The 13787-nt window shown below is 35.9% G+C and carries 11 protein-coding genes and 1 pseudogene; 5 read left to right on the top strand and 7 right to left on the bottom strand.

Annotated elements, in window-relative coordinates; all coding sequences use genetic code 11:
- Positions 1 to 66: 66 nt before the first annotated feature.
- Both QWY87_RS03320 and obgE read left to right on the top strand, forming a co-directional pair.
- Positions 67 to 1220: pseudogene (locus QWY87_RS03320) on the top strand (adenylate kinase).
- Positions 1221 to 1262: 42 nt separating this feature from the next.
- On the top strand, positions 1263 to 2264 hold the full coding sequence (obgE, locus tag QWY87_RS03315; RefSeq protein ID WP_290288172.1) for a GTPase ObgE: 1002 nt from the start codon (positions 1263 to 1265) through the stop codon (positions 2262 to 2264).
- Between the two features lie 68 nt (positions 2265 to 2332).
- On the opposite strand, the gene QWY87_RS03310 is transcribed toward obgE, so the two are convergent.
- Entirely contained in the window at positions 2333 to 2473 is a 141-nt protein-coding gene (locus tag QWY87_RS03310; protein WP_290288170.1) for a hypothetical protein, read from the bottom strand.
- A 175-nt stretch (positions 2474 to 2648) separates the two neighbouring features.
- Positions 2649 to 3320, bottom strand: a complete 672-nt coding sequence (gene mnmC2, locus QWY87_RS03305) for a tRNA (5-methylaminomethyl-2-thiouridine)(34)-methyltransferase MnmC2 (RefSeq protein WP_290288167.1) — start codon at positions 3318 to 3320, stop codon at positions 2649 to 2651.
- A gap of 216 nt (positions 3321 to 3536) precedes the next feature.
- On the opposite strand from mnmC2, the gene QWY87_RS03300 reads away from it, so the two are divergent.
- Complete coding sequence (locus tag QWY87_RS03300; protein ID WP_290288165.1) at positions 3537 to 4607, top strand: branched-chain amino acid aminotransferase; 1071 nt, start codon at positions 3537 to 3539, stop codon at positions 4605 to 4607.
- A 14-nt stretch (positions 4608 to 4621) separates the two neighbouring features.
- Here QWY87_RS03300 and QWY87_RS03295 read toward each other — a convergent pair whose 3' ends face one another.
- From QWY87_RS03295 to QWY87_RS03285, 3 genes are all read right to left on the bottom strand, one after another.
- Positions 4622 to 5023 carry a pyrophosphohydrolase domain-containing protein gene (locus QWY87_RS03295; RefSeq protein WP_290288162.1) on the bottom strand — a complete coding sequence of 134 codons (402 nt, stop codon included), beginning with the start codon at positions 5021 to 5023 and terminating at the stop codon, positions 4622 to 4624.
- A 9-nt stretch (positions 5024 to 5032) separates the two neighbouring features.
- Positions 5033 to 5755 (bottom strand): SDR family NAD(P)-dependent oxidoreductase, encoded by a 723-nt coding sequence (locus tag QWY87_RS03290; protein ID WP_290288158.1) that lies wholly within the window; start codon positions 5753 to 5755, stop codon positions 5033 to 5035.
- A 253-nt stretch (positions 5756 to 6008) separates the two neighbouring features.
- Positions 6009 to 7277, bottom strand: a complete 1269-nt coding sequence (locus QWY87_RS03285) for a peptidase U32 family protein (RefSeq protein ID WP_290288155.1) — start codon at positions 7275 to 7277, stop codon at positions 6009 to 6011.
- A gap of 199 nt (positions 7278 to 7476) precedes the next feature.
- Here QWY87_RS03285 and QWY87_RS03280 point away from each other — a divergent pair, with 199 nt between their 5' ends.
- Positions 7477 to 8466: an aspartate-semialdehyde dehydrogenase gene (locus QWY87_RS03280; RefSeq protein ID WP_290288151.1), complete on the top strand. Its 990-nt coding sequence runs from the start codon at positions 7477 to 7479 to the stop codon at positions 8464 to 8466.
- Positions 8467 to 8536: 70 nt separating this feature from the next.
- Here the strand turns inward: QWY87_RS03280 and trxA are convergent, their stop codons facing one another.
- Both trxA and QWY87_RS03270 read right to left on the bottom strand, forming a co-directional pair.
- Positions 8537 to 8896 (bottom strand): thioredoxin, encoded by a 360-nt coding sequence (gene trxA, locus QWY87_RS03275; protein ID WP_290288149.1) that lies wholly within the window; start codon positions 8894 to 8896, stop codon positions 8537 to 8539.
- Between the two features lie 223 nt (positions 8897 to 9119).
- A complete protein-coding gene (locus QWY87_RS03270; protein ID WP_290288146.1) occupies positions 9120 to 11384 on the bottom strand; it encodes an inorganic phosphate transporter in 2265 nt (754 codons plus the stop codon).
- A gap of 344 nt (positions 11385 to 11728) precedes the next feature.
- On the opposite strand from QWY87_RS03270, the gene QWY87_RS03265 reads away from it, so the two are divergent.
- Positions 11729 to 13777, top strand: coding sequence for a thioredoxin domain-containing protein (locus QWY87_RS03265; RefSeq protein ID WP_290288144.1), 2049 nt, complete (start codon positions 11729 to 11731; stop codon positions 13775 to 13777).
- The last annotated feature ends 10 nt before the right edge of the window (positions 13778 to 13787 follow it).

The raw sequence follows: 13787 nt of genomic DNA, 5'->3' as shown, positions 1-13787 counted from the left end.
TGCACTTTCTTATGAATAAAGATTGAAGCAGCTCAATTTTATTCGATTAAAATCAGTAAGTTAACAATGGAAACCATTCAGATTCATGATAAACATTTCGTTCCTTTTATCAATCGAGATAAGATTGAACGTTATGTTGAATTCATAGCTAAACAAATCGCACAAGACCTTGGTCCTAATGAGGTTCCAATTTTTATTGGTATCCTTAACGGATCTTTTATGTTTGCGGCAGATTTCGTGAGAAAATACCCACATGAGTGTCATATCACTTTTGTCAAAATGGCTTCTTACGAGGGCGTCAATTCAACAGGGAAAATAAAGCATTTAGTAGGTATAAATGAGGATCTTGAAGGCCGCACTGTTGTCATCCTCGAAGACATAATTGATACAGGCAATACACTTGCTGAAATCTATGAAATCTTCAGAGATAAAAAAGTAAAGCAGCTCAAAATAGCTACCTTGTTTTTTAAACCAGATGTATTTAGAAAAGAATTACCTATTGATTATATTGGAAAATCAATTGAGGATAAATTTATTGTAGGATATGGTTTAGACTATGATGGTCTTGGCCGTAACCTATCAGATATTTATCAATTAAAAGTATAAGAAACCAAGCATATAATTTAACCCAGATATAAATTAGTATTATGAAAAACATAGTATTGTTCGGACCTCCGGGAGCAGGAAAAGGTACACAAGCCGAAATGTTAAAAGTTAAATACGATTTGATCCATATATCAACTGGTGACGTTTTTAGATATAATATCAAGAATGAAACTGAATTAGGCAAGTTGGCCAAATCATATATGGACCACGGTGATTTGGTTCCAGATCAGGTGACAATTGACATGTTGAAAGCGGAAGTAAACAATAATCCTGAAGCTAATGGCTTTATATTTGATGGATTTCCAAGAACAGAATCTCAAGCTGCCTCTTTAGATACATTTTTACAAGAAAAAAATTCAGGTATTAGCGGAATGGTGGCCTTAGAGGTGCCAGAGAACCTACTTGTAGAAAGACTGCTTAATCGAGGTAAAACAAGTGGTCGTTCAGATGATCAGGACGAAAGTAAGATCAGAAACCGTTTCAATGAATACGAAACGAAAACTGCCATTTTAAAAGACTATTATCAAAAGCAAAATAAATACTTTGGTGTTGATGGAGTTGGATCGATAGATGAGATTACTTCAAAATTAGAAGAGGTAATAGATACACTTTAACGGTTTAATCCGTGTGCTTTTATGAATTATATTTAAACTACTATGACCGAAGGGAATTTTGTTGATTATATTAAAGTCTTTGCTGCCTCAGGTAAGGGAGGCAAAGGCTCTGTGCATTTGCACAGGGAGAAATACATCACAAAAGGTGGACCTGACGGTGGCGATGGTGGTCGAGGTGGACATGTGATCCTAAAAGGAGATAAGAACATGTGGACCTTGTTTCATCTTAAATTTAAAAAGCACTTTAAAGCCGAACATGGTGGTGCAGGAAGTAAAAACCGAAGTACAGGTAAGGATGGAGACGATATCGTAGTGAACGTGCCGTTAGGCACTATTGTCAGAGATGGGGAAACTCAGGAAGTGCTTTTTGAAATTACTGAAAACGGAGAAGAAACTGTACTCTGTGAAGGAGGAATGGGGGGAAGAGGAAACTGGCATTTTAGGTCTTCAACAAATCAAACTCCTAGATATGCGCAACCAGGTGTTGACGGGATTGAAGGTTGGTACCAACTAGAATTAAAGCTTTTAGCTGATGTAGGGCTGGTTGGCTTTCCAAATGCTGGCAAATCAACATTGCTATCAGTTATTACCTCTGCAAAACCAAAAATAGCAGATTATGAATTCACTACTTTAAAGCCGAATCTAGGTATTGTTGAGTATCGAGATTTCAAAAGTTTTGTAATGGCAGATATTCCGGGTATTATTGAAGGTGCCGCTGAAGGAAAAGGCTTGGGACATCGTTTTTTACGTCATATTGAACGTAATTCAAGTTTGCTGTTTCTTATTCCTGCAGATAGTGATAACATTCAAAAAGAATATGACATTCTTTTAAATGAGCTAAAAAAACACAACCCTGAACTACTTGACAAAGACAGACTTCTTGCTATTTCAAAATCTGACATGCTAGATGAGGAACTCAAGACAGCGTTAGCTGACGAAATACCAAAGGATTTACCACATATTTTCATATCATCATTAGACCAAACAGGCTTAACTGAACTAAAGGACCAATTGTGGAATATGCTAAATGAGACTATTCATTAGGCAATTGTAAAGGAGTTCTATTCCTCTTTTTTTTGACAGTTCCCTTTTATTCAGGCACTGCTTATCGACTATTCTTGAATTTCAAAAAAACCAGAAAGTATGGTTTCAATGTTGTAAAACAAGAATATGATGAGAATCAATACTACCAAAAGAATAATAGCTCTTGTATAATTTGGTTTTTTACGTTTAACAAATTTTGCATCTGTCATCAGACTATTCATTTAAATCACCCTCTAATTTAGCTTTTTTATAGCTCTGAAGCAAATAAACAAAACCATATTCAATCGATTTTCTTGATCTTTTTAGGAAATTTATTAACTGTTTTGTCTGTTCAAAAAAGGCCTACATAGCAGTATTTGAAACTTTTAAATTTTCCAAATCTTCTTAAGAAATCGGTTTCCTGCCTCTCAACATTTCTCTTTTACCTGGAGGACCAGGTAATCTTTCAACTTCAAGGCCAACGGCCTGCATTGCTCTTCTAACGCTACCTTTAGCTGCGTATGTTACGATGACACCATTCTCGTTCAATGCCTCGTACATCTTTTTAAAAATAACTTCGGTCCAAAGCTCAGGTTGTACTCTTGCACCAAAGGCATCGAAATATATAAGGTCAGCGAAATTGCGTTGATCAAAGTCTTCAAACATAACTTGCTTTTTGGTCAAGTAAAAATCATCGGTGATTTTCTGTTTTGAATTCCAATCTGAATTCAACATCTTTTGGTACACTGTCGATTCATTCTCTGCATGTAATTGTTGTAAATGATTTAGCTCAAGTATCATTTTTACATCCAAAGGATATCCTTCGAGACCAAGGTATTCAATTCGTAATTCTCGGTTTTTACCTTCCAAATAACTAATGATACAATTGAGACCGGTACCCAGACCCATTTCAAGGATATTAACTTTACTCCCATCCTCAAACAGATCCAATCCACTTTTTATAAAAACATGATAAGCTTCTTGAATAGCACCGTGTTTTGAGTGGTAATTTTCATCCCACTCCGGGATATAAACACTAGATGAACCATCCGACGTCTTGATTATTTTTTTTTCCATTATAGTTGAAATCAAGACAAAGGTAACCGAAATAAAATATTTTCAAAATCCAGCTTCAGAGATTTACCTATCGACAAACCATTAATTTAAAGCTCATTTCAAAAAAATTTCTTTGACACTTATTCGCCATTGAATTTGGGTTTGCAGCGTATAAAAAACGATGATTTTATTTTTTTCTAAACGATATTAAGTATTTTTGCTAAAAATATCAGCGTAATGAGTTTAGAAGTAAGTCAAAAGATCACCATTGAAAAATCAAAAATTTCAAAAATAGGCCAGGTTGATTTTAACAATCTTCCATTTGGACAAGTTTATTCAGATCATATGCTAGTATGCGACTATGAGAATGGCAAATGGCAAGCGCCAAAAATCATTCCTTATCAAAATATTAGTCTTGATCCGTCTGCTAAAATCTTTCATTATGGTCAATCTATATTTGAAGGTATGAAGGCTTATAAAGATGAATCGGATGCCATCTGGCTTTTCAGACCACGAGATAATCAAAAAAGACTAAATATCTCGGCCAAAAGACTTGCTATGCCTGAACTTCCTGAATCTTATTTCATGGATGGATTAGAAGCGTTGCTATTGTTGGAGAAAGATTGGATCCCTACTACTAAAGACAGTTCACTTTACATTAGACCATTTATTTTTGCCACAGGTAATGGTTTTCATGCCTCTCCCGCAGATAAGTATAAGTTCATCATTGCATGTTCTCCATCGGGCCCTTATTTTGGAGGAAAGCTCAAGGTTTTGATCGAACAACAGTATTCCAGATCGGCCAACGGTGGAGTAGGATTTGCTAAAGCAGGTGGTAATTATGCAGGTCAATTTTACCCGACAAATCTTGCCATTGAAAAAGGATACCAACAAGTTATCTGGACCGATGATACAAGTCACGAATTTATCGAAGAAGCAGGAGCGATGAACATATTCATCAGAATTGATGATACATTGATCACCGCACCAACAAGTGATCGAATTCTTGATGGTATTACCAGAAAGAGTATAATTGAAATTGCCAGAGATCAAGGCATTGCAGTTGAAATCAGGAATATTTCAGTACACGAGATTGTTGAGGCATCTGAAAACGGAAGTCTTAAGGAAATGTTTGGAGCAGGAACTGCAGCTGTAATTTCACCTATCGCTGGATTTGGTTATAAAGAAAAGGACTTTATGTTGCCTGAATTAGAAAGCCCAATTGCTTTGAAATTGAAAAAACAGATAACAGACATTCAATACAACCGAGCAGACGACAAGTTTGGTTGGAGACATGCTGTAAAATAAAATATCTCAGGGCCTTATGTCAAATCTGGCCCTGAATTTAAAATACTTTCAATATTGGGTTTAAAATAATTTGGACCTTTCATAACCTTTCCATCCTCTCGGTAAATAGGCTTGCCATCGGCACCAAGCTTACTCATGTTACTTCTTTGAATTTCATTGAATACTTCTTCTATTTTATGTTGCATTCCGTGTTCTAAGATAGTACCACATAAAATATAAAGCATATCTCCCAGCGCATCTGCTACTTCAACCAAATCATTGTTCTCAGCTGCTTCCAGATACTCTTGATTCTCCTCGTCCATGAGGTCAAATCTAAGCTTTAACTTTTGTACAGATAGATTTGCCACCGGACTTTGTTGAACCCCAAGTCCGAATGCTTCATGAAATTCCTGAACTGCTTTTATTTTATTCTTCATTATTGTTTTCTAAAAAAATTTAACTAAAATCTGAGGTGGAAGAATTCTCATCATAATGGCCACTAAGCGCCACCTCTTGGTTATATATGCCTTTCTCTTTTTCTTTCTTATTGCGCCATAAATTTGTTTGACAGCCTTATCAAGAGGCGCCATCCAAAAGGTTGGCCCTGTAATAATATCTGTGTCAACATAGCCTGGCAAAATATTGGTGATACTGATATCGGCCTTTTTTGTTTTTCTGGCCTTCATCCATAAAGATTCAAGATAATTAGACTGATAGGCTTTTGAAGCATGATAGGCCGCTACGTTTCTGTTGCCTACCAATGAGGCTATAGAAGTGACACCTACAAGCTGACCGAAGCCCTGATTCTTGAAATAATTATATGATAATTGGTAAATTTTTGTTGCTCCCAAAACATTGGTCTCAATAGTCGGTAAGTCTTTCTCCCATTCTAAAGAAAAATTATTCTCTCCAATTCCAGAGTTATGAATAATGAGGTCAACTTGCTGCATTTTGGAAGGAAGCTCTTTGAAAAGTGTTTCACTATCTGCTAGGTCTGTAATATCATGCCGTCTAACAATATACTTCCCTGGGTTCTCAGTCTGGAGCTCGTCTAATCTTTCCTTACGTCTGCCAGTAATCATAACTTCATAACCATCCTTGACAAGTAGCCTGGCCAGCTCTCTTCCTATTCCCGATGTTGCCCCAAAAACGATGGCTTTTTTACTCATATTATCTTACCTTTGCAGCCTTAAATATAACTAAAATGTTTAGTAGAGGTCAACTTATTTTCGGAGCAATTTTTGCTTTTGTTTTTATTATGCTCATGATTTGGAGCTATAGAAAAGACATAAAGCTTCACAAACTCTATTATAATAACGTCTGGGTAGTAGGTCTGGGCATATTTCTAGCCATTTTGCTTTTTGCAACCTTAACTTTTTGGCTACATTAAATTATTGTAACTCCTTATAATAAAGAACTGAACTAGGCTGTTTCCACAGGTTTCTCTACTACAACAATTTTGTACAACTTATCGCTGGGTCTAATTCTGAATTCCAAAGGCAAGGTAATGCTATCACCTTTTGTGGCAATTTCACCTTTTTCATCATTGACGAACATTTCATTAATAACGAGCTCTTTAGCTCCAGTAGTTGGCCCTGTGATCAAAATTTTATCACCTAATTTAAGATCAAATGCCTCTAATTTAAATTCACCAATATTTGCTTTAGGGAAAAAGTGAGTGCCTTTTCCTACATAAACTTTTTTCTGGGTGGCATGTGAACCAGATCCCTTGCTCCATTCGCCAAGTTTTTGCCCTAAATAATAACCGTTCCAGAATCCTCTATTATACACCTTTTCAAGCTCGAGCATCCAACCGATAACCTTTTCCTTATCATAAGTACCTTCTGCCAATGCGTCAATAGCCTGTCTGTAAGATTTGATCACACTTGCAACATATTCAGGTGCTCTACCCCTACCTTCAATCTTTAGCACTTTGATTCCGGCATCTGCCACCTGATCTAAAAAGTCTATAGTACAAAGATCTTTTGGTGACATGATATATTCATTATCCAATTCCATCTCGAATCCGGTTTCCTGATCAATAACCGTATATTTCTTTCTGCAATTTTGCTTACACGCACCTCTATTCGCCGAAGAATTATGAGAATGCAGACTCATATAACACTTTCCAGATACGGCCATACAAAGTGCGCCATGACCAAATATCTCTACTTCAAGGAGTCTTCCGGCAGGACCTTTGATCTCTTCTTTTTCAATTTGTTCAGTGATCTTCTTCACCTGACGTAAACTTAATTCACGACTCAAAACAACTGTATCAGCGAACATGGCATAAAATTTAGCCGTTTCAATGTTAGTGATATTGATTTGTGTTGAGATATGAACCTCCATATCAGCTTGTCTGGCCATAGAAATTACAGCTTGATCCATAGCAATGACAGCTGTAATATCAGCTGCTTTTGCCTGCTTCAATAAAGTCTTAACAATAGTCAGATCATGGTCATAAATGATGGTATTTAAGGTAAGGTAGCTTCTTACATTCATAGCCTTACACCTCATCGAAATCTCAGGAAGATCATCAAGCGTAAAATTAATGGAAGCTCTCGCCCGCATATTTAATTGTTCCACACCAAAATAAACAGAATCCGCTCCATTATCCAAAGCAGCCTGCAGAGATTCAAAATTCCCGGCGGGTGCCATCAACTCAATTTTATTCTTTCCATTCAATACCATATCGTCTATCTTAAATTTTTAAGAGCCGCAAAATTACGATTTATTATTTAATCAATAATTATCTGTTAAAAATTAAGTGCTTGTCCTTAAATTTGATATAAATTAAACAAATTGCTATTTTACTAAACATCTAGCCCATAACATAGGTAATAATTTAGCATATTTGCAGCTTCAAAATGAAGAATTTAAATTTGATAATATGAAAATTGCAGTAGTAGGAGCTACCGGAATGGTAGGAAATGTCATGTTAGAAGTACTTGCGGAAAGAAATTTCCCGGTGACAGAATTATTATTGGTTGCCTCTGAAAGATCAGTAGGAAAGAAAATTGCTTATAATGGAACGGAGTATACCGTTATAGGGCTTCAAGACGCGATTGATCAGAAGCCAGATATCGCTTTATTTTCTGCCGGAGGTGCAACCTCAACAGAATGGGCACCAAAATTTGCAGCAGCAGGAACGACTGTTGTTGATAATTCATCGGCCTGGAGAATGGATCCAACAAAAAAACTTGTTGTACCAGAAATCAATGCAGGAGAACTCACAACAGATGATAAAATAATTGCCAATCCAAACTGTTCTACCATTCAGATGGTTGTGGCACTGGCTCCTCTTCATAAAAAATACGGAATAAAAAGGCTTGTCATTTCGACTTATCAGTCAATTTCGGGAACAGGTGTAAAAGCCGTTCAGCAGCTCGAGAATGAATACAAAGGTATTAAAGGTGAAATGGCCTATCCTTATCCTATACACAGAAATGCACTACCTCATTGTGATGTATTTGAAGAGAATGGCTACACTAAGGAAGAAATGAAATTGGTTAATGAAACTAGAAAAATATTGAACGATGATAGTATCGCTGTAACTGCAACGGCTGTAAGAATCCCCGTAGCAGGAGGTCATTCTGAAAGTATCAATATAGAATTCGACAATGATTTTGATGTAAATGAATTAAGAAAATTACTTCATGATACCGATGGTGTTGTGGTTAAGGATAATTTAGAAACCAATACCTATCCTATGCCAATATATGCTGAAGGAAAAGATGATGTTTTTGTTGGTAGGATCAGAAGAGATGAATCTCAAAAGAACAGCTTAAATATGTGGGTAGTAAGTGATAACCTTCGAAAAGGGGCGGCTACCAATACCATTCAAATCGCTGAGTACCTTATCGCCAAAGAATTGGTATAATACTTTTATTAAAGAATAAAAAAAAGCTGTTTTCTTACGAAAACAGCTTTTTTTATGGACCTTTTATGGTTTATTTTTCAACTTTTAATACATCCTTAATAACCTCCTCTAGATTGTGCTTTGGCAAGGCTCCCTGAGCCATTTGAGGCTGCTCTCCTTCAGGGCAGAAAAGCATAGATGGAATACTTCTGATCCCAAAAGCTGCAGCTAATTCTGTTTCAACTTCTGTATCGACTTTATAAATATCTATTTTACCTTTATACTCTTCAGATAACTCTTCTAAAATGGGAGCTACCATTTTACAAGGCCCACACCAATCGGCATAAAAGTCAATGATGCAAGGCTTATCCCCTTCAAATTTCCATTCTTTATTATCAGCGAAATTAAAGACTTTCTTTAAAAACGTTTCTTTGGTTAACAACTCCGTCATAATTAATAAAATTTACGTTATATCTTGTTTTTCAATTTAATGGCAAATAATATACCAATTTAAATCTAGGTACAAAGTGACGTATAATTTGACATTATGTCGGTTACTTATGTTACAGTAAATTAGAAGATGAATAGCAATGCCCTTTTGAATAAAAGTCAGGCCTGTTCGTCAATTGCCGAATAAAAAAAATCCGATCATTTGACCGGATTTTTTTAAAACATTATATCTTAATATTTGCTTTTTTCATGTTGAAATGAAACTCCTGATACAATTCCAAGAGGTTCATTATCGCAGAGATCAAATCTTTTGTTTCAAGTAAATTTCCAAAATACAAGGTCGTATTCTTGGCGCTTGATTCTTCAGATCTTATCCTGGTAATTTGCTTTTCAATTGACTTAGAAACATGATCAAACAGCTCTTGCTTTTCGTCTACAATTTTCGAGATATCAGAAAATTTTCTATTGTGAAAAATTACAGCAATTTCCTTTAACATCCCTGATAATTGGTTATCTATAATCTTAAGATCCTTTATTTGCCCTTTCTTTAAGTGCTTATGATTATTGTTGACATGCTTATAACTCGCTTTTGAAATATAGCTAATTGACTGTGAGATATCTTGTAAATACCCAAGAACCATCAAATAGAATCTACTGGCCTCTACCGAAGAATCATCCAGAGATTTTATAAAATAAAAAGCTTCGTCCTTTAAAGTATCAACTTCAGCATTTAACTTCACTACATGCTTATCGATCTTTTTCAATTTGCTTAAATCCTGAACAGAAAGATTATTTACCACATTGGTATATAATTTATCTACTCTTGTGATTACTTCAGAAATATGATCTGAAGTCTCATCAATAACTTCTTTAGCTGTAATCAACTCAGCTCTTTTAATTACCCTTTTCTGAGCTGTTTCTTTTTCTTCTTTTTTATGCTTGATAAAATTTCTAACAAGTAGAAAAAGAACAAGTAATAACAATAAACTAACCGCAGTAATACTTCCTAAATGAATTAGATAAGTAAAAATACCAGCTGTTACAAAGGCAATAAAGGCTGTGAAGAACCATCCTCCGATTACATTTAAAACACCTGCTACTCTATATACGGCACTTTCTCTATCCCAGGCTCTATCAGCCAAAGAAGTACCCATGGCTACCATAAAAGTAACATAGGTTGTTGATAATGGCAATTTATACGACGTTGCTATAGAAATTAAAACACCGGCTACCATTAGATTCGTAGAGGCTCTTATCGCATCAAAAGCAGGCAATTCATACACCTTATTTTTAGGAAGATTTACGACCGGCTTTTCGAACCTTTTGCCAATACTTTGCTGCATACTTTTAGGCAACACATAATTGATACCATTAATCATCCCTATAGTAGATCTTACAACAACTCTGGATAATGAATTAGGTTGAAACCTTTCATGTCCTTCACTTTGTCTTGCCAGATTCACTTCGGTAGCTGCAACCTTTTTGGCCTTAGATGAGAACCAAAGCGTAACCACCATAATCATACCGGCAACAAAAAGAAATATTTGTGGTGTTGGCACTTTTCCTGCCAAGACACCCATACTAAACTCATCGGCAGGCACTCCAGAAACACTCCATGCTTCATATGAGTTCCAAGCAGCCATGGGCACTCCAATAAAATTAACCAGATCATTTCCGGCAAAAGCAAGCGCCAAGGCAAAAGTACCAACGGTTATGATAATTTTATATAAGTTAAATTTCAAAAACTTAGTAAGGATAAAAGATAAGGCTGTCCAGGTGAAGAAGGCTATAACAATAATCATTAACTCATTCCCTTCTAACACGCCCTTTATATCCTTATAATATGCTGTTCCTTTCAAACCCTTCATAAAAATAAAATAGGTAATAGAGGTCAAAGCAATTCCGCTAAACAGCGCTCCATATATTGTAGGTTTTTGCTCAAAATTAAAAGTCAAAAATAATCTGGATAAATACTGGACTATCGCCCCTATGGAAAAGGCTACTATGACCGAGAGAAATATCCCGGAAATAATTAATACCGCTTTTTCAGTATTGATATATTGTGACAAATTAGCAACTGTTTCTGTATCAGACACTGCAATTTTTATTAAAGCCATTGCTACGGCAGCTCCAAGTAATTCAAATACAATAGATACCGTAGTTGAGGTAGGCATCCCTAAAGTATTAAAGAAGTCAAGTAGCAAAACGTCAGTAATCATCACGGCCATAAAAATGATCATGATCTCATTAAAATAGAATTCGCCGGGGTTAAAGATTCCTTTTCTTGCAACCTCCATCATTCCGCTTGAAAAAATGGCTCCTACTCCAATTCCTAAACTCGCCACGATCATTATCGTTCGCATAGAAACCACCTTAGATCCAATGGCCGAATTAAGAAAGTTAACGGCATCATTACTCACGCCAACAACCAAGTCAATAGCGGCTAAAGCCACCAATGCAATCAACATTAAAATATAGATATTCTCCATGATTTAAAGCTTAATAATTTGTGGCAAAGCTATAATACAAATCAGGTTTGTATGTTAAGTTAATGTTACCTTTTTTAAAATTTGAGTAACATTTACTTAACTTAAATTTTACCTCTTTGCATGCATTACTTAAGCGTTTACTTCTTGCCGTTCTTTAAACGAAGAATGAATTCAATAAAGATAATTCTACCGGCTTTCCTTCACGGCTCAGGGCTAATTTTAACAAATGAAATCCCATAAATGGTGTTATATTTGTGAAAATTTGCTCTATGTATAGGATTACCTTTCTGCTGCTATCAGTAATAGTACTGTTGACAAGCTGCAAAAAAAATAAAAACGAATCAATGGAAAATAAACATCGATTTACCAATAAGCTTATCAACGAAACAAGTCCTTACCTTTTACAACATGCGCATAACCCGGTAGATTGGCATGCTTGGAATGATGAGACCCTAGAGCTTGCAAAAAAAGAAAATAAACTACTCTTGATTTCTGTGGGATATGCCGCTTGTCATTGGTGCCATGTTATGGAACATGAAAGCTTTGAAGATTCAGCTGTTGCAGCGATAATGAATAAAAATTTCATCAACGTTAAAGTTGACCGAGAAGAAAGACCAGACGTAGATCAAGTTTATATGAATGCCGTTCAGCTGCTAACAGGTAGCGGAGGATGGCCATTAAACTGTGTAGCTTTACCTGATGGTAGACCTATTTGGGGAGGAACCTACTTCCCTAAAGACAATTGGACCAATGCACTAACTCAATTAGCTGATCTTTACAAAAACGAGCCAGAAAAGGCCGAAGAGTATGCTGCTAAACTTACTGAAGGAATACAACAAAGTGGCTTAATTACCTTGAACGAAGACGAAGCAGTTTTTGACAAAGAAGAACTTCAAAGTGCACTTGATGCGTGGCTACCCACTATGGATCTTAAAAATGGAGGCAGAAAAGGAGCTCCAAAATTTCCGATGCCAGGAAATCTGCAATTTTTACTTCGTTATGCGGTTCAAAGTCAGAACGAAGAAATGATGGACTATGTCAATACATCCTTAACTCAAATTGCCTATGGAGGAATTTTTGATCATGTGGGTGGTGGATTTGCCAGATATTCTGTTGACGACCATTGGCATGTACCTCATTTCGAGAAAATGTTATATGACAATGCCCAAATGGTTTCTTTATATTCAAATGCTTTTTTAGTGACAAAAGACCCACTTTATAAAGAAGTTGTTTATGAAACGATCAAATTTGTTGAAGCTGAGCTATATGAAGATATTGGTGCTTTTTATTCTTCACTTGATGCAGACAGTGAAAATGAAGCAGGGGAATTAGAAGAAGGAGCCTATTATGTTTGGAATAAAGAACAACTGTCAGCGCTTATTGGAGATGACTTTACACTTTTTGCCAACTATTATAATGTAAATGGTTATGGTAAATGGGAGGAAGATAAATACCACTTGATTCGATCTGTTTCCAAAGCTGAATTCTGCAAAGAAAATAACGTATCTGAGGAAGACCTGAACTCAAAAATAGAAAAATGGCAGGCCTTATTACTCGATGAAAGAAACAAAAGGGATCGACCCAGACTTGACGATAAGACCCTCACCTCCTGGAACGCATTAATGCTAAAAGGGTATGTAGATGCCTACCGCGTTTTTAATGATCAAAAGTTTCTGGAAGTTGCTCTGAAGAATGCGCAGTTCATTATGAATAACATGACAAAAGAGGACGGTGGCTTATTCCGCAATTTTAAGAATGGTAAAAGTAATATTGAAGCCTATTTAGAAGACTATGCCGCCGTGTCAGATGCATTCATCTCTTTATATGAAGTTACTTTAGATGAAAAATGGTTGAAAAATGCAAAACAATTTACAGATTATGCTTTTGATCATTTTTACGATGAAGAGAGTAAGATGTTCTTTTTTACTTCAAATAACCAAACCGGGCTGATTTCAAGAAAAGTAGAAACGGATGATAATGTAATCCCTTCATCCAATTCTATAATGGCGAATAATCTCTTTAAACTAGGACATTACTATTCAAACAAGCATTATGCTGATAATGCCAAAGCCATGCTGAATAATGTAAAAGAAAATGCGATTAGCTATGGCTCAGGTGCTTCAAATTGGCTGAACCTTTATAGTAACTATCTTGGAGAGTATTATGAGGTTGCCATTGCAGGACCAGACGCCAAACAAAAATTAGAAGAGTTAAATAAAATTTATATTCCTAATAAATTAATAGTTGGCAGCACAACCGAAAGCAGCCTTCCGTTATTGGCCTATAAATACAATGAAAATGAAACGACTATCTATGTTTGTATAGACGGGGCATGTAAATTACCCGTAACCGAAACCGAAAAAGCACTTAAGCAATTGAGTAGTTCTTATTAGCCTTTAGTAT

This window comes from Lutimonas halocynthiae (assembly GCF_030409835.1).
GTDB lineage: Bacteria > Bacteroidota > Bacteroidia > Flavobacteriales > Flavobacteriaceae > Lutimonas > Lutimonas halocynthiae.
This window is presented reverse-complemented; position numbering and strand designations above follow the sequence as displayed.